The organism is Exiguobacterium sp. s143, from assembly GCF_018618895.1.
GTDB lineage: Bacteria > Bacillota > Bacilli > Exiguobacteriales > Exiguobacteriaceae > Exiguobacterium_A > Exiguobacterium_A abrahamii.
In genome coordinates this window covers 450785-474501 of the sequence record NZ_JACSMX010000001.1, presented here as the reverse complement: position 1 = coordinate 474501, position 23717 = coordinate 450785, and the positions used below count along the sequence as shown (strand labels likewise).

The window sequence follows — 23717 nt, the reverse complement described above, 5'->3', positions numbered from 1 at the left end:
CTTTGTCATCAAAACACGAAACGACATTTACATCATCTCTATATCAGCTTCATACATACGATTTAGGATAAGTGTTGTAAGAATATTTCAAGGGGGAATTGATTATGTTGAAACAATTTGGATTGACGATGGTAGCAGGAGCCGTATTAAGCACGGGTCTTCCGACAAAAGATGTCAGCGCACATTCAAAAGGAAAATCGTTACTCGATCCAAATCGAATCATCAATGTTGCTCACCGTGGAGCTTCAGGATACGCGCCAGAGCATACGATGCCAGCTTATGAAATGGGACATAAGACATTCAAAGCAGATTACATCGAAATTGATTTACAGATGACAAAAGACGGTCAATTGATTGCGATGCACGATGAAACGGTTGATCGGACGACGAACGGAACGGGTGCCGTCAAAGATAAAACGCTTGCTGAAATCAAGAAACTTGATGTCGGTAGCTGGTTTAATGAAGCGAACCCGACCCTTGCGAAAAAATCATATGTCGGTCTGAAAGTACCGACGCTTCAAGAAGTCTTGAGTAAGTATGGGAAACATGCGAATTACTACATCGAGACGAAATCACCGGAAGTGTACCCGGGAATGGAACAGAAATTGCTCGACGTACTAAAGCAGAACGGATTGTCGAGTAACAAGGTCAAATCAGGACAAGTCTTGATTCAGTCGTTTAGTGAAGCGAGTCTTCAAAAAGTCAGAGCCATCGACCCGAACGTTCCACTGGTTCAATTGATGGAAGCAAATGAAGTCAAGGCTTTGACGGATGATCGATTAACCGCAATCCGTCAGTATGCGGTCGGTGTCGGTCCTTCCTTCAAAGCATTGACACGTGAGAACGTCGCAGCGATTCGCGCACATGATTTGTTACTTCACCCGTATACTGTGAATGAAAAAGCAGATATGTTACGTATGCTTGATTATGGTGTTACAGGTGTCTTTACGAACTATGCCGACCGTTTTAATGATGTCGTGACAGGACTGTACAAAAAATAAGGTAAAAAGGAAATAGCACTATTTCTTCTTTCGAACAGGAAAGGAGGAATAGTTTTTTTGTTTTTAAAACTCGTATTTTAAATCCAATATTTCATTCCATACGTAAACCCTATAGAGGTTTATCAGAATTTCGAATCATGAGACAAAACAATGTAGTCAGTTTCGTATTTCATGGTACGATAACAGTGCAGTTTTGGGAAGGAATGGAGTGAGGATCGTGAGAATTACACAGTATACGGATTATGGACTACGTGTGTTGATGTATCTTGGGGTGCACCGGGATGTCATCACACCAATGCCGCAGATTGCCAATCATTATGGCATCTCATCCAACCATTTAATGAAGGTGACACAACAATTAGCGAAACTTGGCTATGTCGAATCAACAAGAGGCCGGTCAGGCGGACTCCGTTTGATTCGTGATCCAAAAGACATCAACATCGGGAAAGTCGTTCGGGAGATGGAACCGATGGATATCGTCGAATGTTTTGGAAGCAACGGTCATTGTGTCATCGAACCTGGATGCCGTCTAAAAGGTGTGCTCGGACGAGCGCTTCGAGCTTTTATCCGGGAACTGGAACAACATACATTAGAAGAATTGCTGGATAATCGTGATGAGTTGGCACTCTTGTTTGCTGCCTCACCTTTACAGCGTTCTTAATCAAAAAACCCTCGCTTCCATTCACGGAAACGAGGGTTTTGTCATAGCGATACTTATACATCATCTTGGCGTTTCTTTGGTTCCACATGTTCTTTGTTCTGAGACAAGTCGTCACGAACAGATGATTTCCATAACGGCACATTGCTGTAATATGCAGCACGAGCGATCAGATGTCCTCCAATCGGTGCTGTAATGAGCACGAACAGGATGCCGAGAACGACACGAGAGGAGAAGAATCCATCTTCAGTGACGAAATAGATGATGACGCCGATTAAAATCGACATGACACCTAATGTCGCGCTTTTAGATGCAGCGTGAGCACGCGTATAGACATCCGGTAAGCGGATCAGACCAAGCGCGGTGACGAGACTAAATCCCATACCGAGCAAGGCGAAGACCGCGACGATCAATTCATTGATTGCGATCACGTTCGATGATCTCTCCTTTCTCGATATATTTTGAAAAGGCAACCGTACCGATGAAGGCGAGTATACCAATCAACAGGATGACTTCGAGGTAGTCGCTCGTCCGTAAGATGATCGAGACAAGGCCAACGATTGAAATCAAGCTGATACCAATCGAATCAAGAGCAATGACACGATCCGCCACACTTGGTCCTTTGATGACCCGGTAAAACAGACCAAGCATCGAGAGAAAGACACCCCCGAGTGCGATATAGATTAAAATATCGAACATCACCGACTCACCTCCAGAATGGCTTTCTCAAAACTATCACGAATCGAAGCGACCGCTTCATCGACCTCTGGCATGTGGAGTGCATGAATGTAGAGTGTCTTATTATCATCCGAGATATCAACGACAAGCGTTCCCGGTGTCAGCGTGATCAGCATTGACAGCAACGTGATTTGCCACGGTTGATCGAGTTCGGTCTCATAAGCAAAGATACCAGGTTGAATATCTAACTTCGGCTTTAAGATGATTTTCAAGACATCGATGTTCGCGACGACAAGCTCGTAGAGAAAGCGGAAAAACAATAGGACGAGTGCGACGACGGGTCCGAGATAAAAGCGTCCTTTGAAGCCGCGACGGAAAGCGAACATCGCAATCAACCCTAGCGCGTAACCGATGACGAAACCGGAGGCCGAGAAATTGTTTGAGAGAAACATCCACAAGAATGCAAGAAATAAGTTGAGCAAGACTTGAAATGGCATGAATTAACGACCTCCTTTTAGTACGGCATCGATATAGAGCGTTGGATTCGTCAACGGTTCGACGGCTTGTTGAATCAGTGGACGCATCGCCTCAGCACCTACTCCATAGAGAACGCTGAGCGCAACTAAGGCAATCGTAGGAACTAGCAGCTTGGGAACAAGCGCTTGTTTATCACCAGAGTAGGTCTTCGGTGTTCCCCAAAAGGCACGCATGAACAATTGAACGACCGAATACAAGACGAGTAGACTGGATAGTAGAACGATGATTGGTCCAATCAACTCACCGGCTTCAATACCACCACGAACAATCAGGAATTTCCCAATGAATCCGCTGAGCGGTGGAATCCCGGCAAGTGATAACGCCGCGATGAAGAACGTCCAACCTAATACAGGATAGGCTTTGATCATCCCGCCCATATCTTTCAGCTTACTCGAGCCGGCAATTCCGACCATGATTCCTACGAGTAGGAATAAAGCGGCTTTAATCAACATATCATGAAGAAGGTAGAAAATCGCACCTTCTAGCGCTTGCGGTGTCATGAGGGAAACCCCGTACAAGATGACTCCGACTGCGACGATGATGTTGTAGATGATGATTTGCTTCGCATCTCGTGTCGCGAGCGCACCGATCACCCCGATGACGATCGTACTGAGCGCAAGGATACTCAAGATTTGATGGATCGTTCCAATCTCATTTGAGAAGAACAAACTATACGTCCGTAAAATCCCGTAGACCCCGACCTTCGTCAACAAGGCACCGAACAAAGCAAGAACAGGTGTCGGTGGTACTTGATAAGAACCAGGCAACCAGAAGTAGAGCGGGAAGATCGCACCTTTTAATCCGAAGACGATCAGGAATAATAAGGCGATGACGTTGAGGATTGCCGGCTGTCCGACCTCTGAAATTTTTTGACTGATATCCGCCATGCTGAGTGATCCGATGATTCCGTACAAGAAGGCGACGGTCATGACGAATAATGCAGACGAGATGACATTAATCAAAAGATACTTCAGCGATTCTCGTAATTGTGCCGGTTTCCCGCCGAGAACGATCAAAACATAAGACGAAATCAAGAAGACTTCGAAGAAGACGAACATGTTAAAGATATCACCTGTCGTAAAGGCACCATTGACACCAACGAGCAGGAATTGGACGGCGATGAAATAGTAGTACCGTTGATAGGAAACGCTCAAGTAGACAATGGCATACCAGATGATACAAAGAACAAGAATGCTTGTCGTCGTGACGAGTAAAGCGGATAGCATGTCAGAGACAAGCGTGATACCAAAAGGTGCTGGCCAGCTACCGAGTGTGACTGTTAAGATGCCGTTTGACCGGACAGTCAGCACGAGATAGATGGAGGCACAGACAGTCAAAATCGTCGAAAAGAGGGAAACGATTCGTTGTCCTTTGAGGTGTCGCGGGAAAAACATCAAGAGGACACCCGTCAACAAAGGGATGATGATTGGTAGTAGCGGTAAGTTAATCATTCGAATCGGTTCCTTTCATCTCTTCGATATTATCGGTTCCGAGTTCTTGATAGGCACGATAAGCAAGTACCAAGAAAAAGGCAGTGACACCAAAGCTGATGACGATGGCGGTCAAGACGAGTGCTTGCGGTAGCGGATCCGTATAGGAAGTCACGCCGTCCTTTAAAACCGGAGCCGCGCCTCGTTTTAATCCCCCCATCGTCATGACGAGCAGATGGGCAGCGTGGCTGAGCAACCCTGTTCCGATGATAATGCGAAGAATACTTTTCGAAAGAATGAGATAAATGGCACACATCGTCAGGATGCCTGCGGCGATCGCCATGATGATTTCCATATTAATCACTCTCCCCAATCGTTTGAATAATCGTCATCGTCACACCGACGACGACAAGATACACTCCAAGATCAAACAGCATCGCGGTGTGAAGCGATGTCTTGCCGAACAACGGCAGGTTGAAATAATCATGTGCATGTGTGAAGAACGGTACGTTGAACAGAAGCGCTCCTGACGCCGTCAGTACGGCAATCAACATACCGAGTGCTGTGATCCATTTGTAGTCGAATGGCAAAATCCGGCGTAACGTCTTGATGTCATAAGCAAGTAAGATCAAGACAAGAGCAGACGCCGTCACAAGACCACCAATGAAACCACCACCCGGTGTATAGTGTCCAGCAAAGAACAAGTAGACAGCAAACAGGAAGATGACGAACGTGATAAAGGAAGTCGCGGACTCTAAGATGACGTCATTCGTATGCTTTTTCGCCTGCTTTTTCATTTATCGATCCCTCCTGTTCGTCTGAATTTAATCATCGTGTAAATACCGATTCCGGCAAGTGCGAGAACGGCAATCTCAAACAACGTATCGAAGCCACGGAAGTCGACGAGAATAACGTTGACCATATTACCGCCAGCGGCAAGATCAGCGACATTATCGATGTAATACTTGGCGATTGAAGTAAACGATCGTTGGCTGAGAGAAGCAAGGGCGACGAGTGTCACCGTCAATCCGACGAGTGCTGAAATCAAGGCGTTGCCGAGCTTGAACGGAATGCGTTCTTCTTTCCGACTGATTTCCGGTAAACGATAGAAAACGAGCAGGAATAGAGCGACCGATACTGTCTCGATGACGAGTTGTGTCAAGGCGAGATCTGGCGCTCGGAACAAGACGAAGAACAGAGCGACCGTATAACCGGTCACACCGAGCAAGATGATCGATGTCAGTCGTGAACGCGCAAAGGTGATCGAAAGGGCACTCGAAACGAGAACGAGTGCAAGGATGATCTCATACGCGTCAATCGAGCTGATTGGATCAACTGCGAAGCGGAAGGCATCAAACCCGTATAATGCCGTCAAGATCAAGATGACGATGAATCCGAAGATGTAGACGAGATATGACCGCATGTATCCGGTCATGACCGTATCGTGAATCTTTGTCGAGGTCTGTTCACCACGACGTAATAAAGCGTCATATTGATGATTCAAGGAGACGGCACGAGGCATCCGGTTATAGAGCGATTGCCAGCGTGGCAGTGTTTTATACAAGATGAACCCGACTGTAAAGATGAGTAACGTCAGGAAAAATTCTGGTTGGAATCCATGCCACATTGAAATATGCACATCAATCTTCCCACCCGCATCAACGACTTGCGGTAAGATCGCTTCGACTGCCGGTCGAATCAACGTATCCGATAATAGATTCGGGAAGAGTCCGATGATAACGACGAGCGAGACGAGGACGAGAGGTGGAATCAACATTCCAATCGGTGCCTCGTGTGGTGTTTTCGGTAACTTATCGTCTTGACGCTTACCGAAGAATGTTTTGCGGACGATCAAGATGCTATAGACGAATGTAAAGATACTTCCGACGACGGCGAGTACAGGAATGATCCAACCGTAAGATGGTAAGTGGAACAAGTCAGATCCTGAAACTTGAAGTACACCTGTCAAGAACATCTCTTTACTCAAGAACCCGTTGAATGGTGGAATCCCCGCCATTGAAAGCGTCCCAATCATCGCAATCGTCATCGAAATCGGCATGAGTTGCGCAAGACCACCGAGCTTCCGAATATCGCGAGTACCAGTCTCGTGATCGACGATTCCCGCCATCATGAAGAGACTGCCTTTAAACGTCGCGTGGTTGATCAGATGGAAGATCGCAGCAACTGTCGCGATTGTATATAATCCGTCATCTAAGGCATCGACGTGTAAGGCGGCAGCTCCAAGTCCAAGTAAGGACATGATCAATCCAAGCTGAGAAATCGTCGAGTAAGCAAGTATTCCTTTCAAATCATGTTGTTTCACCGCATTGAGTGAACCCCAGAATAAGGTGAATATTCCGACAGATGAGACGAGATAGAACCAAAGCGACTCATCCGCAAAAATCGGACTAAAACGAGCGACAAGATACAACCCTGCCTTGACCATCGTTGCCGAGTGCAAGTAGGCACTGACAGGAGTCGGTGCTTCCATCGCATCTGGTAACCAGATGTGGAACGGAAACTGAGCCGATTTCGTGAACGCAGCTAGCAAGAATAAAACAAGGGCGACCGTAAAGAAGGGTTCACCTTGAATCGATTCAAGTGACGCATACGTCTCACGAATACTTAACGATCCACTGAGTGTAGAGAGAATCGCAATTCCCCCAAGCATCGCTAGTCCACCGAAGACGGTGATCAGCATCGATTTTTGAGCGCCGTAACGAGAACGTTCCCGCTCGTACCAGTAGGCAATCAATAAGAACGACGAAATCGACGTTAATTCCCAGAACAGATAGAGGACGACCATGTTATCTGACAACACGACCCCAAGCATGGCGGTCATGAACATCAACAGATAGACATAAAATGTTCCGAGTGATTCTTTTTTCGCATCTAGATAAAAAATCGAATAAAGAACGACGAGTGATCCGATTCCTGTGATCAATAGTGCGAACAATAAGCCGAGTCCGTCAAGATACGTGACGAAATCGATACCGAGCGATGGTATCCACGGCATGCGTGCCGTAAAGGTCTCACCTGACATCGAACCAGGGAGAAAGCGGCTGAAATACGAAACGAGCAGTACAGGTACGACAAGTACAAACCAACCGGTATGAATGTTCGGAAGGCGTTTCGCTAGAAGCGGAATGAAAAGACTGATCAATATGGGCAGTAAAATAGCCCCGTGCATCACGGACACGAAATTCCCTCCTTTGTGACATCGACGACCAAAAATGAAAAAGGGACGCGAACGCAAGCTGTTGAAGCTCGGAACTGTCCAGTAGAAGACACGATTCATTTTGTTCGTCGAAGATGTTTCTGAATCAAGTATAGCGTACTTTTTTCCTTCTTGCATGACGTGAAGCGTTGAAGCATAAGGGATAGAGCCATTTTTTCTCTTGATTATTAAATATGTAGGAACACGGCAGAAATAGGCTGAAATTTTTTTTGATTTTTTTCAAAAAACACGTGGATCCATGAGAAGAATGATTCAAACTCAAGGAACGCGGGTACATCTATCTAGAGCACAACTAATGAACATAGAGGGGGAACTTTCATGCGAGCAACATTCAAGACAGGTGTTATTTTAGGTGGTCTAGCAGCGATTGCGACAATCGCCTATCAACAATACCAACAACGAAAATCGACTTCAGATGATATTGACCATCGTCCAAGTGTCGACGCGAAACGCGATCCGGCTGAAGTCGGACTGACACAACTGGATTCCATTCATCGGGCAGATTGGCAAGCGAATGGATTCCCACAAACACACGCAGAACTCGAACGCCTCGAGCGAGAAGAAAATTAAAAAAACACGTCTCTCGAATGAGAGGCGTGTTTTATGGTCATTAAGCACTTGTTGTGACTAGGGCACGTGTCCGTTCACTGTGTGCAGTATAAGAAGAGAGATGTTCGAATTGATAAAGCGTTAAGGTCGCTGTGCGACGTTGACCGGTACTCGATTCGAGCATTAAATAAGCTTCATTGAAGTCTGTTCCACCACCATCATAGCGGATGTGTGCCGTAATCGTTCGTCCATCTGTTGTCTGCATATAAATATCGTATCCTCCGAAATCAACACGCTTAAAGCTAGTTGCCTCGCTTACGATGTGTTTGAATGTTTCAATTAAAGAATATGTCATCGTTCGTTCCTCCTTTTATTTCTTCAAAATAAAATAAGTTATATTTAACACCGAATATTACTATTCCCATTAAATTCAAGAAATAAACATCATAAATGAATCTTTTTTTAGTTCTTGTTATGAAACGCGTTTCATACTTTATGATGAATACAGACGGTGCGTGACCGATTCCGGGCGTTAACCGATACAGAAACTATAATCAAAAAGACAAGGGGATGGTCGTGACCATCCCCTTGTCTTTTTGATTATAGTTCTACGTTATGGTAGACCTGTTGCACATCCTCAAGATCTTCCAGTGCATCGGTCATTTTCTCGAATTGTGCGACGTCGTCTTCAGACAACGCGACTTCGTTTTGGGCGAGCATGACCAGTTCGGCAAGTGAGAACTCAGTAATGCCTGCAGCTTTCAACGCTTCTTGTACAGCATGGAATTGTTCCGGCTCAGCGTAGATGATGACAGATTCGTCTTCTTCGAGGATATCGCGCACATCAATATCCGCTTCCATCATCAATTCGAGAACGTCATCTGCAGTTTTACCTTCAAACGCAAAGATTGCCGTCGCATCGAACATATAAGCGACGGATCCGCTCACGCCCATGTTTCCGCCATTTTTTCCGAATGCAGCACGAACGTCAGAAGCCGTCCGGTTAACGTTGTTCGTCAACGTTTCGACGATGACCATCGAACCGCTTGGACCGAACCCTTCATAACGCAAGACATCGTAGTTTTCTTCCGCTCCACCTTTTGCTTTTTCAATCGCCCGATCGACGATGGCACGTGGCACGTTGTATGTCTTCGCTCGTTCGAGAACGACCTTTAATGCTTGGTTTGATTCTGGATCGGGTTCACCTTGTTTAGCCGCTACATAAATTTCACGACCGAACTTTGCGTAAATCCGACTCGTATTTTTGTCTTTTGATGCTTTTTTTTCCTTGATGTTATTCCATTTACGACCCATTTCGTATCCACTCTCTTTCCGTAATGTCAGAAATCCGTGATTTCCTATGCGTTATCAGTATACCTTAAACTACCTGACAGACTGAACTAAAATGTCGGTGGAACCGTTGAATTTCTATTAAATACGTTTAAGCGATGTGGAAGAAAGGAACTTTACCGATAGAGAAATATCAATTTAAGGGAGAGTGGCAGAATTTGAACCAGGCTGGGGTAGTTCATCGCGCATTATCACCGTTCGTTTATGCTTACGATCAAGAGACGGTCCATGTCCGACTTATGACGGCTAAAGACGATATTGAAAAAGTTGAATTGATATATGGTGATCCGTACGAATGGGAAGCGGAAAAAGAAGAAGACCGAGATTGGAATTTTGATCCGGAGAAAGAAAAATCATGGAAAGTAGAGCGGACGCCGATGCAACACAATGGAAGTGATGCGACGTATGACTATTGGTTCATTGCCATCCGTCCAAAACGGAAGCGGGTACGGTATGGGTTTGAGGTTCATGGCGATACGACAGCCGTATTAACCGAGCGTGGCTGGTATGACGAAGCGCCACTCGATCATCCGGGCTATTATTTTTCTGTGCCATATGTTCATGCGACGGATGTCTTTGATACACCGGAGTGGGTGAAGGATACGGTCTGGTATCAAATTTTCCCGGAACGATTCGCGAATGGTGACCCGGCGAATGATCCAGCGGGAACGAAGGAGTGGGGAAGTGAAGCACCGGCTTTTCAGAATTTCTTTGGTGGAGATTTTCAAGGGGTCATCGATCACGTCGATCATTTACAACGTCTTGGCGTCACGGGTGTCTACTTCTGCCCAGTCTTTGAGGCACCATCCAATCATAAATACGATACGCTTGATTATCTGAAGCTTGATCCTGCGTTCGGTGACGAGAAAACGTTCCGCAAGATGATCGATGTGCTACATGAGAACGGTATCCGCGTATTACTCGATGCCGTCTTTAATCATATTAGTGAAGAGCACCCCGCCTTTCAGGACGTCTTAGAAAAGGGGCAAGATTCAAAATACGCCAACTGGTTTACGATTGGTTCCTTCCCAGTCGATCCATCGATTCCAAACTATGAAGTGTTTGCCTTTGAACGAAACATGCCGAAGTTGAATACTGCCCATCCGGACGTCAAACAATACTTGCTTCACGTCGGACGTTACTGGGTCGAGGAATTCGGAATCGATGGCTGGCGTCTGGATGTCGCTAGTGAAGTCGATCATGCGTTTTGGCGTGAGTTTCGAAAGGAAGTCCGGGCTGCGAACGGAACATGTTATATCGTCGGCGAATGCTGGACGGATTCACAACCATGGCTCCTCGGCGATCAATTTGATGCCGTCATGAATTACGGTTTGACCGAGAGCTTTTTGACTTGTTTTGCGACGGGCGAGACGAGCGTTCGTGATTTCTCACATGCAGTCAGCCGGAATTTAAACTGGCATTCTCAAAATGTCAACGAGGTCATGTTCAATTTGATTGACTCGCATGATACGCCGCGTGCTCTAACACGTGCGAAAGGGAATATCGATCGAATGAAGTTACTCTTCACTACACTGTTGACGTTTCCGGGTTCACCCGTCATCTATTATGGCGATGAGATTGGAATGACTGGGGGGCAAGATCCGGTAAACCGTGCGTGTATGGAATGGGATGAGACGAAGCAGAACCGTGAGTTGTTCGATCACGTTGCACAGTTGATCGCCCTTCGAAAACAGCATCCGGTTTTAGCAAATGCCGGAACGTATCATTTCCAAAGGATCGATGATACAAGACAGACATTTATTGTTGAGCGACGTCAAGGCGAACAGGTTTACTTGCTCGTGGTCAACGTCAGTGAAGAGTCACAATCTCTTTCGCTTGAGGGAACGTATGAAAGTCTGTTAGACGCAACGACGTTTTCGGGAACTATTCAAGTAGAAGCTGTGTCAGCTCTTCTTTTGCGACACGTATAAGAAAAAGCAAGTCGTGGATATCGAATCCGCGACTTGCTTTTTTAGTGCGTGTGCATTATGAATCAAACGGATGGATCAGTAAACCGCTCCGAAGCTTTGGTTCGAACCAAGTCGACTTCGGCGGCATCACTTCTCCCGCATCAGCCACAGCCATTAAATCTTCGATCGAAGTCGGATGCAAGTGAAAAGCGACAGCGGCATGTCCAGAGTCCACGATTTGCTCAAGGCCGGCATACCCCTTATGACCACCGACGAACTGGATCCGTGCGTCCGTCCGTGGATCTTCGATACCGAGTAACGGTGTCAACAACTCTTCTTGTAAAATCGAGACGTCGAGATTCGCTTTCGTTCCTGTTCGTTCAGAATCGTACGAAAGGGTATACCATTGCCGGTTGAGATACATCTCGATTTGGTGAGGCTTCGTTTGTTCGGCACGTCCTTTTGTGATCGTAAAGCGATGGGCTAATCGCTCAAGGAAATCAACGACGGATTGACCGTACAAATCTTCAACGACCCGATGGTAACCGAGAATCCGTAATTGATCCTGCGGGAAGGAGACGCCAAGAAAACGTTGGGCTTCCTCCTGGTCCGTCCGAATGGCAGCGATGGCTGCTGCTGCAGCGCGATGGTGACCATCAGCGATATAGAGAGCATCGTGACGGGCGAACTGGCTCCCGATCGTCAACAGATGATTGCGATCGGTGATTTTAAAAATTCGATGCGTCACTCCATCGACGGTGAAATCATATAGGGGATCGCCAGCAGTAATCGTCGTGACGATTGCTTCGAGTTGTGCATCCGTCTGATGCGCAAGTAAAATCGGACCCGTATGTGCTTGTAACTGTTCGACGTGTCGGACACGGTCGCGCTCTTTATCAGGACGTGTGAACTCATGTTTACGAATTTGATTCGTCTCATAATCACTGACGGCAACACATCCGACGAAACCGGATTGTGTATGTGTTCCATCTGACAACTGATAAATGTAATACGTTTCGTCCGTATCGAGCTGTAAGATGCCGTTTGTTTGACTCTCTTCGAAGGCAAGCGCCGCTTGCTGATAAACGCGTGGGTCATCTTCAGCGATCAATGACGGAAGGGTAGCTTCTGCTTTATCGATCCGTAAAAAAGACAGCGGATGACGTCGGATTTCGGAACGTGCTTCTTCGCGCGAATAAACATCATACGGTAAGGCGGCAAATTCTGCCGCATATTTTGAGTCCGGTCGTAACGCCGCAAAAGGTTCGAAAGTTGGCATGGGGTTCACTCCTTTAGAGTAGGCGTGTTTTCAAGACGCCAGGAATCTGATTCAGTCGGTCTAGCGAAATCATCTCGTCCGCATGGTTATCGATATCGATGATCGTATAGGCAATCGCATCTTTACTACCATTGATCATATTCGCGATATTGATCGACTCTTGCGCTAACACCGAGGCGATTTGACCGACCATGTTCGGAATGTTGTGGTGAGCAATCGTAATTCGTCGTTTTCCAGTGAACGGTAGCTCGACGGCTGGGAAATTGACAGCATTGCGGATATTTCCTGTCTCAAGGAACAGACGCAGTTGATCGACCGCCATGATAGCACAGTTTTCCTCCGCTTCACTTGTTGATGCCCCGATATGTGGTAAAGCAATGACCCGGGGGAGGGACAAGATGAAGGCGTTCGGGAAATCCGTCACATAATTCGCCAGGCGACCGGACCTGAGCACTTCTGCTAACGCTTGTTCATCGACGAGTTCACCACGCGAGAAGTTGAGTAGGGTCGCGCCGTGTTTCATCTTCGAGAAGAGTGACCCATCGAGTAAACCCGTCGTCGCTTCAACGAGCGGCAGATGCAACGTGATGTAGTCGCTTGTCGCGAGGAGATCCTCGAGCTGTGTTGCCCGCTGAATCTGATTCGAGACGCGCCAGGCAGACTCAACGGACATATGTGGATCATAGCCTGTGACGGTCATGCCAAGCTCGTGAAGGGTGTTGGCTAAGTTTGCCCCGATTGCCCCGAGTCCGACGATCCCGATTCGTTTCCCGAGCAACTCCGTTCCGACGAATTGTTTTTTGTTCGCTTCGATCCTCTCCGGAATATCTGGTCCGCGTAAGTTGTTCGTCCAAAGCAGACTCGGGACGAGTTTTCGCGCCGTCAGGAATAAACTACCGATGACAAGTTCCTTGACGGCATTCGCATTGGCACCTGGTGTCGAAAAGACGGGAATCCCGCGGTTCGCGAGTTGATCGAGTGGAATCGTATTGACACCGACGCCAGCTCGGGCGACGGCTTTGAGACTATCTGGAAAGCGCATGTCATGTAAATCCTTGCTGCGGACGAGAAAGGCGTCTGGTTGCTCCGTTTCCCGCTGGACGTGATAGTCGTCTGTAAATCGTTTTAATCCTTTGTCTGATAGATCATTCCATAGTTGGACTTGATACATTTAACGTTCCCCCTGTTCAAAACGGTGCATGATATGAATCAGTGCCGTAACCCCTTCGGTCGGCATCGCATTGTAAAGACTCGCGCGCATTCCACCAATCGAGCGATGACCGGCAAGATTGATTAAATCGTTACGCGCAGCGAAGTTCAAGAAAGCAGCGTCTTCCGATTCGCTTCCGGTCGAGAATGGAATGTTCATCCGGCTTCGATCCTTGACGGCTACATGGTTATGAAATAGATCGGATTGATCAATTGCTTCATATAACATGCGCGCTTGTGAGACGTTTCGTGCCGCGATCGTCTCGAGTCCCGTCTCTTCAATCCAATCGAGCACTAATTTCGTCATATAAAGACTAAACGTCGGTGGCGTGTTATAAAGAGACCGCTGTTTTGCATGGATGTCATACCGTAAGTAGGCACCGATCGTGTCAGGAACACGATCAAGCAACTCGTTCTTCACGATGACGACCGTTAAACCAGCGACACCAAGGTTTTTTTGAGCACCAGCATACAACACATCGAATGACTCGATTGGCAATGGTTCAGACAAAATCGATGACGAGACATCAGCGACGAGTGGCACATCGACGAGAGGCGGTGTCTGATACGTCGTCCCTTCGAGGGTATTGTTCCAAGTGATGTGCAAATAGTCGGCTGTTGACGTGAACGGACCTTTTGGAATGAAGCGATACCCGTGATCAGCGGAAGAGGCGAGCACGTTGACCGTGGCGTACAGTTTGGCATCTGCAATCGCCTTCGTCGACCAGCCGCCGGTATCGATGAAATCAATTCGTCCGGTCTTCGTCGCCAGATTTTGCGGTAACATCGCGAACTGAAGTGTAGCTCCTCCTTGAAGAAACAATACGGAGTACGTATCGGGAATCGACATCAGTCGCCGTAAGGATTGTTCAGCCGCATCTCGAATCGATTCAAAGATTGGCGAACGATGACTCATTTCAAGAACGGATTGTCCTGAATTTTCATAATCGAGTAGCTCGGATTGAGCCTTCAATAGGACCGGGGCAGGAAGGACTGCTGGACCGGCAGAGAAGTTATAAACCGTCATGAGGAACACTCCTTCTTGAATTTTCAGAAAATATGTACCCCTCAAGTGTAACGGAATGAAAAATGAGAAGCAATTCCAACTGACGATGAATGGAAAATGAAAACAAAAACATCCCTTGAATCCGTTACGACGGATCAAGAGATGTTAATTGACCAAAGTGCCATTTCCAACCATCTGACGTAGCACGATAGATGGACACGATCCGGAAACGACCAACGTATTGAGTTGTCCCGTATTCAAATCGGTCTTCTGTCAAACTATACTGGATTGCCGTATCTTCGAAATGATCAATGTATGAAAAATCATCGGTCCGGGATAACCAGCGGATGTTTGCAGGATCCACGTAATGATCGAGGTAGGTCTCGGCATCAAATGACCGCCCTAATGCATCGATGAACGTAAATTCGGGAGATAATAGATGCGAGACTTGTGTTAGGTCGCCTTTTAGCATAGCATCTTGAAGGTGTTGCATCGTTTGTTCAAGTGTCATAATACATCTCCTTTCTTCCTGAATCGCTAGTGTAGCATATATAAACACAAAAAAAGACCCTGCGTGAGCAGGGTCTAAAAGAAATTAAAGTTTTACAACGTTAGTTGCTTGTGGTCCACGTTGACCTTCTTCAACTTCGAAAGAAACCTCTTGACCTTCGTCAAGTGATTTGAAACCTTCAGATTGGATTGCTGAGAAGTGTACGAATACGTCGTCTCCGCTTTCGCGCTCGATGAAGCCGAATCCTTTTTCTGCGTTAAACCATTTTACTTTACCTTGTTCCATGTGTATTGCCTCCTGCGTGTGACTGGCACACTGATTATTACTACCGTGATCAATTTCATCGAATATAAAGTGAAACACTTCGTATCTCCACCGAACAACAATAATTACTTAATAATATAGCATGCCTGAATTGAAAAAGAAAGGACAAAACAAAAAAAGAACAAACGAAGCTGTTCTTCTTTGAATAAATCATGCAATTAAAGGGTTCATTCTACCCGTGTCGAAAGAGTATAACTGATTCTTTCAACGAGTCGGAATATGTTCTCTTTTACTACTGAGCTGTCGTAATGTATGCAAAATGAATCCTTGGAAGTTCGGATAACGTGTCGGTTGTTCCCAAACAGTTCGGAATAGTTGTGTCATCGCGGCATGAATGAGTGCATCCTCGACTTGTGTGCGACGGAATAGAAGAAAGAGTGTTTTTTCGTAACGATCGTATAATCGTTCTAACGCGACAGAATCGCGTTGTTTGATTTGATTAAGCAAATCAGTGTCTGAATACATAAGTCACTCCTTCTTCGACAGTTTTCTCTATAGTATGCTGTCACTGTAATGTAATGAAACTATAATGTAGATTCCCGCTATATGAATTATGAAACACCCAAACTTCTTGAACTGAAGATAATAATGGAAATGGAGGAACGTTATATGCTTCCTGTATACATTCGCCCGTACATCTTGGAGGATGCAGCGGAGATCCTTGAGGTGAATTTGCGAAACCGTGATCACTTTGAATACTGGATGCCAATCAAGCCGTCACCAGAACAATACACGATAAAAGGGCAACGTGAACGGATTCATCGTCATCAAGAGTTAATGCGTCAAGATGCTTATTATGCGTATGGTGTTTTTTTATCCGAGACGGACCAGTTGATTGGGGATGTTTCGGCGATGTTCGTTCAACGTGGACCAGCGGAGACATGCATGATTGGCTACCAGTTGGATGCCGCCTTTTCAGGACGAGGATATATGGCACAAGCGGTCGGATTGTTCGTGGATCATTTATTTGATGTCCACCAGTTCCACCGGATCCGTGCTGAAGTCATGCCAGAGAATATCGGCTCGATCCGTGTCCTTGAAAAAGTCGGATTTCGTAAAGAGGGAATCGCGAAACAAAATCTCTTCATCAACGATGCCTGGGAAGACTTTGTTTTGTTTGCCCTATTAAAAGAAGACCGAAAGGAGTCACGTCATGCCAATCTCTAATTATTATGCCAATCTGCGCCAACTTGTCGGAACGCAGCGTCTTTTTACACCATGCGTCGCAGCGATCATTCGAAACGAAGCAGGTCACATCCTCTTTCAGGATCCAGGAGGTCCGTTTTGGAGTTTGCCTGCTGGAGCGATCGAACTGGGGGAATCGCCGGCACAGGCAGTCATTCGCGAAGTCTATGAAGAGACGGGTCTATTCGTCCGACCGGTCCGTCTGATTGCGACCTTCGGTGGAGAGTCGTTTCGTTTGACGTACCCAGACGGAAACGAAGTTGAATACGTAGCGACAGTATTCGAGTGTAAGGTAGTCGGGGGAACGCTCGAAGCCGTCGATGGGGAATCCAAACAACTGGCATATTTCCCAAAACAGGATCGTCCACCTCTAGCACTCCCTTATCCTGATCATGTGTTCGAAGTATCCGAAGCAACAAGCTATTTTGACTGGGAAGAGCACTGGTTGATAAATTTACAATGTAAAAATCGGTAAAATACGAACATTTAACTGTTGATATCTGAATAAAGTTCTTAAAAAGCCTTAAAAATGCGAAAATTTCTTTGACACTATGAGGACAGTTCGTTATAGTAGTCAAGGGGCGAATGATTATCGCCAATATATTAAAAAATATTCGTAATTAGAGGTGTTATTCATGGATGTAGTATTCGATTATGAAGATATTCAATTAATTCCAGCAAAATCAATCGTTGGTAGTCGTTCGGAATGTGATACGTCAGTCGAGTTCGGTGGTAGACGTTTCAAGCTTCCGGTCGTACCGGCAAACATGCAAACGATCATTGATGAATCGATCGCTTTGTTCTTAGCGGAAGGCGATTATTTCTATATCATGCATCGATTCGAACCGGCTCGTCGTTTGGCTTTCGTTCGCATGATGCAAGAACGCCAACTGTTCGCTTCAATTAGCGTCGGTGTCAAGGAAGAGGAATATCAGCTGATCGAACATCTCGCAGCAGAAGGGCTGACTCCGGAATACATCACGATCGATATCGCGCACGGTCATTCGGAAGCCGTCATTCAAATGATTCGCCACATCAAGTCGCTTCTACCTGCAAGTTTCGTCATCGCTGGTAACGTCGGGACACCGGAAGCGGTGCGTGAACTTGAGAATGCGGGAGCCGATGCAACAAAAGTCGGAATTGGACCAGGTAAAGTGTGTATCACGAAGATTAAGACAGGATTCGGTACAGGCGGTTGGCAACTCGCGGCACTTCGTTGGTGTGCAAAAGCAGCAAGTAAACCGATCATCGCGGATGGTGGGATTCGGACGCATGGCGATATCGCGAAGTCGGTCCGGTTCGGTGCGTCGATGGTCATGATCGGTTCACTCTTCGCGGGGCATGAAGAATCGCCTGGTGAGACACATGAAGTGGACGGAGTGCTCGTCAAGGAATACTTCGGTTCTGCTTCTGAGTTCCAAAAAGGGGAACGCAAGAACGTTGAAGGAAAAAAGATGTTCGTCGAGCATAAAGGAAGCCTGGCGGATACGTTGATCGAGATGGAGCAAGATTTACAATCGGCAATCTCATACGCTGGCGGAAACAAATTGCAGGCGATTCGGACGGTCGACTACGTCGTCGTCAAGAACTCGATCTTCAACGGCGATAAAGTATATTAAAGTGATCAGTTCGCTCTTAACGGAGCGGACTTTTTTTTGTTTCTTTAGCATAACTCTTCCATAGGAGGGGTATACATCAAATGGACCAAAAGATTCGGAATATTTTGGATAGGGAGTGATTGACATGCTATTTGAAACGACATCGTACTTAATCGAAAAATTTGCCACTGTTCGTAACCAAACAATTGCCTTGATTGAACCGCTCGAAGCAGAAGACTTCATCATTCAAGCGAGTTCGGACGTGAGTCCGCCGAAATGGCACATCGCCCATACGACCTGGTTTTTTGAACGGATGATTTTACAAGAATATAGTAAAGGCTATCGAGTCTTCCATCCGAAGTACAATTATCTATTCAATTCTTACTATAATTCAATCGGTCCTTACCAGCCTCGTCAACAACGGGGGATGTTGTCACGTCCGACCGTCGAAGACATCATTGCTTACCGGTCATATGTCGATGGACAAATGGTCGAGTTCTTGAAAGAAGAACGGACTCCAGAAGACCAATGGAAAATCGAATCGTTAGTCGAGATGGGACTGCAACACGAGCAACAACACCAGGAATTGATCTTGATGGACGTGAAGTATAACTTTTTCACGAATCCACTGTTACCTGCTTATCAGTCAAAGTCGTTGACAACAGATGTGCCTGAAAATGCAGTCAAGGAAACATCGTTTATCCAATTCGAGGAAGGACTCGTCGAGATCGGTCATACAGGAGACGGTTTTGCGTTTGACAACGAGAGTCCACGTCATAAAACGTGGTTACATCCGTTTAAACTCGCAACGCGTCCTGTCACGAACGGGGAGTATTTGGCGTTCATTGAAGCAGGGGGCTATCAAAAATCAGAGTACTGGCTATCGGATGGGTACGCAACGGTTCAAAAAGAAGGCTGGAAAGCCCCGTTATATTGGATGAAAGATGACGCGGGAGAATGGACGATCTTTACGATGAACGGTGTCGAACCACTTCGTCTCGATGAACCGGTCTGTCATGTCAGTTTTTATGAGGCGGACGCTTATAGTCGCTTTATAGGGAAACGCTTGCCGACAGAAGCGGAATGGGAATGGGCTTCTCGTCAAGTCGATTCTGTCACGAAGCGTAATATGATGGGAAGCGGAACCTTCCATCCGGTAGCCGTCGAAGAGTCAGAGACAACGCTTGCGAGCATGTTCGGAAACGTCTGGGAGTGGACGTCGAGCGCTTATAGTTCATATCCAGGCAGTAAACCGCTCGAAGGAGCGCTCGGGGAATACAATGCGAAGTTCATGTGTAATCAAATGGTACTGCGTGGAGGAGCGTGCGTGACGCCTGACGATCACATTCGCGAGACATACCGCAACTTCTTCCCGCCTGATAAACGTTGGTTATTTGGCGGCTTCCGATTGGCAGGTGACATGTGATGCGAGAGACAGTCATTGGGTACGATTTATATACGCCGCAACAAAACATGCGTTTAGAAGTCATTGAAGGTCTGATGCGAGAACAAAAGGTCTTACCGGCAAAATATTTTTATGATCATATCGGATCCCAGTTGTTCGAACAGATTACGCAACAACCGGAATATTATCCGACACGGACAGAACTCGCCATCTTGGAGCAGCATCGAGCGGAGATTGCACGAAGTATCGGCGATGTGCATACACTGATTGAATATGGAAGTGGCAGCAGTCGTAAAATCCAGATGTTACTGGAGACATTTACACATCTCGATACGTATATGCCCATTGATATCTCAAAAGACTTCCTAATGGAATCTGCACGCCAATTGTCGGAACGGTATCCTGCGCTGCATATTAAAGCGGTCTGTGGGGATTACTCACAATCGATTTCTTTACCGGTCGAGGAGTCTCAAAAACGAGTCATCTTTTTCCCGGGATCGACGATTGGTAACTTTGAACCGGAGGAAGCGATGCGCTTCTTACGTCATTCCTCACGAATTCTTGAAACGGGCGATGGATTCTTGATCGGTGTTGATCTGAAAAAGTCTGTTGATGTGCTTGAACGGGCTTATAATGATGCAGCCGGTGTCACAGCAGCATTCAATTTGAACATGTTGACGCATTTGAATCAGATGCTCGAGGGAACGTTTGATGTGACACGATTCGAACATCATGCTTTTTATAATGAAGAAAAAGGACGAATCGAAATGCATCTTCGGAGTCAACTCGATCAACTCGTGCAAGTTGGAGATGTGACGGTTCCATTCAAACAAGGGGAAACGATTCATACGGAAAACTCCTATAAGTATAGTAAAGAAGAGTTTGAGACACTTGCCCGTCAAAGTGGTTTTCATTCAGTCAATTGTTGGATCGATGACGATGAACGATTCAGCGTGCATTATTTAGAAAAAATGTAACGGCACATCAAAAAACACTCCCACTTGAAAGCTTCCATTACGAAGCGACACAGGGAGTGTTTTTCTAAATGATATGCCTTATTCGACACGTGCTCCTTCCGGAATCGGATGTTCCGGTACGACGAGAATCGGCATCCATTGTTCCGAGCGACCGATCTCAAGCACCCGACCGGACTCTTCAGGCGTACGACCAGGTATATTGAGTACGGCAATCGCTTGTTTTCCAAGCAATTCATGGACATCGGGTCGCAGTGATTCCCAGTCGAGTGAGAATAAACGCGTAAATCCGTCGAATTGTAGTTCAAGCTGAATTGAGCCATCGGTAAGATCCGAAAGCGACTGGATTGTACCAACACGTATATCTAAAGCATCGAATAATTCAAGAGGAACGATTGGTTTCATGGACAATGGTGTACTTCCTTTCAAAGTGAAGCATAGAGTTGGTCAGGAGTCGAGAGAGACATAGGTCGGCTCATAAGTCGTCCATTCGATATCAGGCGCTTGATGACGTGCAAGCTTCGCTAATTGGCTACCGAGATAGGGTCCGATCGTCAAACCAGATGCACCAAGTCCGTTCGCTAGGAACACGTTCGGATGATTTTGAAGCGGTCCGATCACCGGCAGGGAGTTTTTCGTATACGGGCGTAAGCCGATACGCAGTTCATCAATCGTTGTTTCTTCGAGACGCGGTAAGACAGGTAAAGCCCGATTCAATAAGGCATACATCCCCTTAACGGTTGGTTTCAAGTCGTAGTCGGTCTGTTTTTCGTGTGTTGAACCGACGATCAGTTTCCCTTCGTGGATTGAGACGAGATATAATCCGCGTTGTCCCATGACGACGGGCCAAGTCGTTGATGTAGAATCCGTCAAATCGAGTTGCAGGATCTGTCCCTTCTCCGGATGCAAATCGATTTTAAGCTCAAGTGGACGGAGTAGGTCATTTAACCAAACACCCGCCGTTAAAATGAACTGTTCTGCCGAGTACTGTTCATTTTCCATGGTTATACCAGTGACGACTCCCTTGTCTACGACAAGAGTAGCATCTCCTTCTAGGACGGTCGCACCGTGTTCGACAGCACCACGAATCAATGAGGCACACAAGGCACGTCCGTCAACGCGGGCACCACCGGAAACGAATAAGGCATCCTCGATCTGTTCGACGAGTGGAAAGAGCGTTTTGACACGATCTTGGTCCAGTCGTTCGATACGTTCGATGGCAGGCGCTTCCGGAAAACGGTTTTGCGCAATCGTCTCCATCTTTTCGATTTTTGATGTTTCGTGTAAGGCGATCGTGCCAACTTGCTGATAACCCGTACTCGTCTCACCGAGTGCTTCCAGTTCAGGAATCAACGTCTTATAAAAATGAGCCCCGTTATTCGCTAATTTGTACCATGCCTTATTTCGCCGCTGTGTCATCCATGGACAGATGATGCCGGCTGCCGCATGAGAGGCTCGACCGGGTTCCTTCCGATCGACGAGTAAGACGCGTTCACCAGCCTTCGATAAATGATAGGCAGTCGAGGCACCGAGAATTCCGGCGCCAATGATGATATGGGTGTACATGAAAGATTCAACTCGATTCTGTTCAATTGGAATATCTTTTATTGTAGCAGTAGAAGATCCGGACGACTAGCAAGAGCGGGTTTCCAATCTGTAGCACATCGAATGATGGGAAATGATGGGGAAAGTGAACCATTTGGTGAATGATGACGTATACTAAATATACAGTTTCTAAAAACTGTGAATTAGACGATTAGAAACAGCTGAATTCGGAAACATACCCTTATAGGCATCATGTCCTGTCATCATCGACTTTGAAACGGTCCATCATGAAGGAGGGGAAGGCAATGAATATGAGTCAAGCCATCGTACGCAGACGCTACACGGATCATACTTTATTTTATTCCGCCATCCTAATCTGGAAATTGCTATTCTTCCTGCCACTGCTCATGTTCGTCAACAGCGGCACGGACCATGTGTTTCAAATGTACTTTGTACCGTACCTCACGGTCATCTTCCTATTTCGTGTGATGACCTACTTTGCGACCTATAAAGCATCTTTCATGGAGATGACGGAAATGGGTCTCTCGTTATCCTTGCTGATCGCAGATGTATATTTGATTGCGTTGTTCGATATTCCACTTCCGTTTGCTTTAATTATCCTTGCGCTTGCCTTACTCCACTTCAGTGCGGCATTCAGTCGTTTTCGTTGGTTCCGCCGTCGTCTTTGGTTGAATCGGCATCTTGAGATCCTCAATTATTTGACGGATCACGGTGAAGTACCCATTAAAATTGCCGTCATGGCAGAAGATGAGATGCTTGTGACGACGAAGAGTGGAAAAGAGTTTACGTATCGTCAGGTTTATTGGAGCGGATTTTATATTGAACATGGTTGATTGCTATATGAAAAGGATTTCTCTTCGGGGAAATCTTTTGAGACTGAAGACAAGTGCAATTGTTCTCTAACGAGAAGGATTGCGCTTTTTTTGTTCGACTCGCATCGTTTTCCTGGGACAAGCATCGCGCCGCTTCGCTTCAGGGTCGCTCTTGCTTGTTTTTCCCTAGGAAGCGATGTCGAGTGAACAAAATGCTTCTCGGTCCTTCTTCCGGATATAAAAAAATGACGCATTACACGCCACTCCTACAGGAAAAAGTGCGATTTTGCGCTGTCAGAGACAAACAAGACCCGTTTTCCTGCTCGAATGGAGCGGGAAAACTGGCTTGTGTCTCGCCTGAGGAAAGGGCGTGAAAAGGTGTGTCATTTTTTGAGTCAGTTCATTTGTCTACAATCTGAAAGGATTTCTCTTCGAGGAAATCCTTTTTTTGTTGCATACGAAAAAATATAGTACGCTTACATAGGAAAAGGGGGAGA

At 46.3% G+C, this 23717-nt stretch carries 27 protein-coding genes; 10 read left to right on the top strand and 17 right to left on the bottom strand.

Annotated features, from left to right (window positions below; genetic code table 11):
- Positions 1-104: 104 nt before the first annotated feature.
- Together KNQ03_RS02790 and KNQ03_RS02785 are read left to right on the top strand one after the other, a co-directional pair.
- Positions 105-1001, top strand: coding sequence for a glycerophosphodiester phosphodiesterase (locus tag KNQ03_RS02790; protein WP_214723484.1), 897 nt, complete (start codon positions 105-107; stop codon positions 999-1001).
- Between the two features lie 217 nt (positions 1002-1218).
- The gene (locus KNQ03_RS02785; RefSeq protein WP_050678277.1) at positions 1219-1662 is read left to right on the top strand and encodes an Rrf2 family transcriptional regulator; all 444 of its coding nucleotides are present in this window, start codon (positions 1219-1221) and stop codon (positions 1660-1662) included.
- A 53-nt stretch (positions 1663-1715) separates the two neighbouring features.
- Here the strand turns inward: KNQ03_RS02785 and mnhG are convergent, their stop codons facing one another.
- From mnhG to KNQ03_RS02750, 7 genes are read right to left on the bottom strand one after another with little or no spacing between them, the layout of a single operon-like run.
- On the bottom strand, positions 1716-2090 hold the full coding sequence (gene mnhG / locus KNQ03_RS02780) for a monovalent cation/H(+) antiporter subunit G (RefSeq protein WP_047395592.1): 375 nt from the start codon (positions 2088-2090) through the stop codon (positions 1716-1718).
- Positions 2074-2310: a Na(+)/H(+) antiporter subunit F1 gene (locus tag KNQ03_RS02775; RefSeq protein WP_369792030.1), complete on the bottom strand. Its 237-nt coding sequence runs from the start codon at positions 2308-2310 to the stop codon at positions 2074-2076. Before KNQ03_RS02775 ends, mnhG begins: the two co-directional genes overlap by 17 nt.
- A 47-nt stretch (positions 2311-2357) precedes the next feature.
- Entirely contained in the window at positions 2358-2834 is a 477-nt protein-coding gene (locus KNQ03_RS02770) for a Na+/H+ antiporter subunit E (RefSeq protein ID WP_047395595.1), read from the bottom strand.
- Between the two features lie 3 nt (positions 2835-2837).
- Complete coding sequence (locus KNQ03_RS02765) at positions 2838-4325, bottom strand: Na+/H+ antiporter subunit D (RefSeq protein ID WP_149427543.1); 1488 nt, start codon at positions 4323-4325, stop codon at positions 2838-2840.
- Positions 4318-4659: a Na(+)/H(+) antiporter subunit C gene (locus KNQ03_RS02760; RefSeq protein WP_023468540.1), complete on the bottom strand. Its 342-nt coding sequence runs from the start codon at positions 4657-4659 to the stop codon at positions 4318-4320. The genes KNQ03_RS02765 and KNQ03_RS02760 overlap by 8 nt, the downstream gene beginning before the upstream one ends.
- 1 nt (position 4660) lies before the next feature.
- Positions 4661-5101 carry a Na(+)/H(+) antiporter subunit B gene (locus KNQ03_RS02755; RefSeq protein ID WP_056062059.1) on the bottom strand — a complete coding sequence of 147 codons (441 nt, stop codon included), beginning with the start codon at positions 5099-5101 and terminating at the stop codon, positions 4661-4663.
- On the bottom strand, positions 5098-7503 hold the full coding sequence (locus tag KNQ03_RS02750; protein ID WP_149427542.1) for a Na+/H+ antiporter subunit A: 2406 nt from the start codon (positions 7501-7503) through the stop codon (positions 5098-5100). The genes KNQ03_RS02755 and KNQ03_RS02750 overlap by 4 nt, the downstream gene beginning before the upstream one ends.
- 357 nt (positions 7504-7860) lie before the next feature.
- On the opposite strand from KNQ03_RS02750, the gene KNQ03_RS02745 reads away from it, so the two are divergent.
- Positions 7861-8112, top strand: a complete 252-nt coding sequence (locus KNQ03_RS02745; RefSeq protein WP_029341919.1) for a hypothetical protein — start codon at positions 7861-7863, stop codon at positions 8110-8112.
- Positions 8113-8152: 40 nt separating this feature from the next.
- On the opposite strand, the gene KNQ03_RS02740 is transcribed toward KNQ03_RS02745, so the two are convergent.
- Entirely contained in the window at positions 8153-8446 is a 294-nt protein-coding gene (locus KNQ03_RS02740; protein WP_023468536.1) for a hypothetical protein, read from the bottom strand.
- A 245-nt stretch (positions 8447-8691) separates the two neighbouring features.
- Positions 8692-9405 (bottom strand): YebC/PmpR family DNA-binding transcriptional regulator, encoded by a 714-nt coding sequence (locus KNQ03_RS02735; protein WP_214723482.1) that lies wholly within the window; start codon positions 9403-9405, stop codon positions 8692-8694.
- A 194-nt stretch (positions 9406-9599) separates the two neighbouring features.
- On the opposite strand from KNQ03_RS02735, the gene KNQ03_RS02730 reads away from it, so the two are divergent.
- Positions 9600-11372 carry a glycoside hydrolase family 13 protein gene (locus KNQ03_RS02730; RefSeq protein ID WP_214723480.1) on the top strand — a complete coding sequence of 591 codons (1773 nt, stop codon included), beginning with the start codon at positions 9600-9602 and terminating at the stop codon, positions 11370-11372.
- Between the two features lie 55 nt (positions 11373-11427).
- Here KNQ03_RS02730 and KNQ03_RS02725 read toward each other — a convergent pair whose 3' ends face one another.
- From KNQ03_RS02725 to KNQ03_RS02700, 6 genes are all read right to left on the bottom strand, one after another.
- Positions 11428-12630, bottom strand: a complete 1203-nt coding sequence (locus KNQ03_RS02725; RefSeq protein ID WP_214723478.1) for a DUF1015 domain-containing protein — start codon at positions 12628-12630, stop codon at positions 11428-11430.
- Positions 12631-12643: 13 nt separating this feature from the next.
- On the bottom strand, positions 12644-13801 hold the full coding sequence (locus KNQ03_RS02720) for a phosphoglycerate dehydrogenase (protein ID WP_214723476.1): 1158 nt from the start codon (positions 13799-13801) through the stop codon (positions 12644-12646).
- Positions 13802-14866, bottom strand: a complete 1065-nt coding sequence (serC, locus tag KNQ03_RS02715; protein ID WP_149427537.1) for a 3-phosphoserine/phosphohydroxythreonine transaminase — start codon at positions 14864-14866, stop codon at positions 13802-13804.
- Between the two features lie 124 nt (positions 14867-14990).
- The gene (locus tag KNQ03_RS02710) at positions 14991-15356 is read right to left on the bottom strand and encodes a nuclear transport factor 2 family protein (RefSeq protein WP_047394207.1); all 366 of its coding nucleotides are present in this window, start codon (positions 15354-15356) and stop codon (positions 14991-14993) included.
- A gap of 84 nt (positions 15357-15440) precedes the next feature.
- Positions 15441-15641, bottom strand: coding sequence for a cold-shock protein (locus tag KNQ03_RS02705; RefSeq protein WP_023468529.1), 201 nt, complete (start codon positions 15639-15641; stop codon positions 15441-15443).
- Positions 15642-15884: 243 nt separating this feature from the next.
- Complete coding sequence (locus KNQ03_RS02700) at positions 15885-16145, bottom strand: RNA polymerase sigma factor (RefSeq protein WP_214723474.1); 261 nt, start codon at positions 16143-16145, stop codon at positions 15885-15887.
- Between the two features lie 144 nt (positions 16146-16289).
- Between KNQ03_RS02700 and KNQ03_RS02695 the strand changes: the two genes are divergently transcribed.
- The 5 genes from KNQ03_RS02695 (at position 16290) to egtD (ending at position 20845) form a co-directional block, all read left to right on the top strand.
- Positions 16290-16847, top strand: coding sequence for a GNAT family N-acetyltransferase (locus KNQ03_RS02695; RefSeq protein WP_149427536.1), 558 nt, complete (start codon positions 16290-16292; stop codon positions 16845-16847).
- The gene (locus KNQ03_RS02690; RefSeq protein ID WP_214723472.1) at positions 16834-17340 is read left to right on the top strand and encodes an NUDIX domain-containing protein; all 507 of its coding nucleotides are present in this window, start codon (positions 16834-16836) and stop codon (positions 17338-17340) included. Before KNQ03_RS02695 ends, KNQ03_RS02690 begins: the two co-directional genes overlap by 14 nt.
- 160 nt (positions 17341-17500) lie before the next feature.
- On the top strand, positions 17501-18484 hold the full coding sequence (gene guaC / locus KNQ03_RS02685) for a GMP reductase (RefSeq protein ID WP_214723470.1): 984 nt from the start codon (positions 17501-17503) through the stop codon (positions 18482-18484).
- Positions 18485-18608: 124 nt separating this feature from the next.
- A complete protein-coding gene (gene egtB / locus KNQ03_RS02680; protein WP_214723468.1) occupies positions 18609-19889 on the top strand; it encodes an ergothioneine biosynthesis protein EgtB in 1281 nt (426 codons plus the stop codon).
- Positions 19889-20845, top strand: a complete 957-nt coding sequence (gene egtD / locus KNQ03_RS02675; protein ID WP_055968420.1) for an L-histidine N(alpha)-methyltransferase — start codon at positions 19889-19891, stop codon at positions 20843-20845. Before egtB ends, egtD begins: the two co-directional genes overlap by 1 nt.
- A gap of 78 nt (positions 20846-20923) precedes the next feature.
- On the opposite strand, the gene KNQ03_RS02670 is transcribed toward egtD, so the two are convergent.
- Positions 20924-21247: a hypothetical protein gene (locus tag KNQ03_RS02670; RefSeq protein WP_133207443.1), complete on the bottom strand. Its 324-nt coding sequence runs from the start codon at positions 21245-21247 to the stop codon at positions 20924-20926.
- Between the two features lie 42 nt (positions 21248-21289).
- Positions 21290-22408, bottom strand: coding sequence for an NAD(P)/FAD-dependent oxidoreductase (locus tag KNQ03_RS02665; protein ID WP_035397025.1), 1119 nt, complete (start codon positions 22406-22408; stop codon positions 21290-21292).
- 284 nt (positions 22409-22692) lie between these two features.
- Between KNQ03_RS02665 and KNQ03_RS02660 the strand changes: the two genes are divergently transcribed.
- The gene (locus KNQ03_RS02660) at positions 22693-23241 is read left to right on the top strand and encodes a hypothetical protein (protein WP_023468520.1); all 549 of its coding nucleotides are present in this window, start codon (positions 22693-22695) and stop codon (positions 23239-23241) included.
- Positions 23242-23717 lie beyond the last annotated feature (476 nt).

Excerpts from the sequence above, each read along its gene's own strand:
- KNQ03_RS02740 (WP_023468536.1), bottom strand. The coding sequence starts at position 8,446 with ATGACATATTCTTTAATTGAAACATTCAAACACATCGTAAGCGAGGCA.
- KNQ03_RS02725 (WP_214723478.1), bottom strand. The coding sequence starts at position 12,630 with ATGCCAACTTTCGAACCTTTTGCGGCGTTACGACCGGACTCAAAATAT.
- KNQ03_RS02710 (WP_047394207.1), bottom strand. The coding sequence starts at position 15,356 with ATGACACTTGAACAAACGATGCAACACCTTCAAGATGCTATGCTAAAA.
- KNQ03_RS02765 (WP_149427543.1), bottom strand. The coding sequence starts at position 4,325 with ATGATTAACTTACCGCTACTACCAATCATCATCCCTTTGTTGACGGGT.
- KNQ03_RS02695 (WP_149427536.1), top strand. The coding sequence starts at position 16,290 with ATGCTTCCTGTATACATTCGCCCGTACATCTTGGAGGATGCAGCGGAG.
- KNQ03_RS02720 (WP_214723476.1), bottom strand. The coding sequence starts at position 13,801 with ATGTATCAAGTCCAACTATGGAATGATCTATCAGACAAAGGATTAAAA.
- KNQ03_RS02660 (WP_023468520.1), top strand. The coding sequence starts at position 22,693 with ATGAATATGAGTCAAGCCATCGTACGCAGACGCTACACGGATCATACT.
- KNQ03_RS02760 (WP_023468540.1), bottom strand. The coding sequence starts at position 4,659 with ATGGAAATCATCATGGCGATCGCCGCAGGCATCCTGACGATGTGTGCC.
- KNQ03_RS02665 (WP_035397025.1), bottom strand. The coding sequence starts at position 22,408 with ATGTACACCCATATCATCATTGGCGCCGGAATTCTCGGTGCCTCGACT.
- KNQ03_RS02790 (WP_214723484.1), top strand. The coding sequence starts at position 105 with ATGTTGAAACAATTTGGATTGACGATGGTAGCAGGAGCCGTATTAAGC.
- KNQ03_RS02670 (WP_133207443.1), bottom strand. The coding sequence starts at position 21,247 with ATGAAACCAATCGTTCCTCTTGAATTATTCGATGCTTTAGATATACGT.
- egtB (WP_214723468.1), top strand. The coding sequence starts at position 18,609 with ATGCTATTTGAAACGACATCGTACTTAATCGAAAAATTTGCCACTGTT.
- guaC (WP_214723470.1), top strand. The coding sequence starts at position 17,501 with ATGGATGTAGTATTCGATTATGAAGATATTCAATTAATTCCAGCAAAA.
- egtD (WP_055968420.1), top strand. The coding sequence starts at position 19,889 with ATGCGAGAGACAGTCATTGGGTACGATTTATATACGCCGCAACAAAAC.
- KNQ03_RS02690 (WP_214723472.1), top strand. The coding sequence starts at position 16,834 with ATGCCAATCTCTAATTATTATGCCAATCTGCGCCAACTTGTCGGAACG.
- serC (WP_149427537.1), bottom strand. The coding sequence starts at position 14,866 with ATGACGGTTTATAACTTCTCTGCCGGTCCAGCAGTCCTTCCTGCCCCG.
- KNQ03_RS02775 (WP_369792030.1), bottom strand. The coding sequence starts at position 2,310 with ATGCTTGGTCTGTTTTACCGGGTCATCAAAGGACCAAGTGTGGCGGAT.
- KNQ03_RS02745 (WP_029341919.1), top strand. The coding sequence starts at position 7,861 with ATGCGAGCAACATTCAAGACAGGTGTTATTTTAGGTGGTCTAGCAGCG.
- KNQ03_RS02770 (WP_047395595.1), bottom strand. The coding sequence starts at position 2,834 with ATGCCATTTCAAGTCTTGCTCAACTTATTTCTTGCATTCTTGTGGATG.
- KNQ03_RS02700 (WP_214723474.1), bottom strand. The coding sequence starts at position 16,145 with ATGTATTCAGACACTGATTTGCTTAATCAAATCAAACAACGCGATTCT.
- KNQ03_RS02705 (WP_023468529.1), bottom strand. The coding sequence starts at position 15,641 with ATGGAACAAGGTAAAGTAAAATGGTTTAACGCAGAAAAAGGATTCGGC.
- KNQ03_RS02735 (WP_214723482.1), bottom strand. The coding sequence starts at position 9,405 with ATGGGTCGTAAATGGAATAACATCAAGGAAAAAAAAGCATCAAAAGAC.
- KNQ03_RS02755 (WP_056062059.1), bottom strand. The coding sequence starts at position 5,101 with ATGAAAAAGCAGGCGAAAAAGCATACGAATGACGTCATCTTAGAGTCC.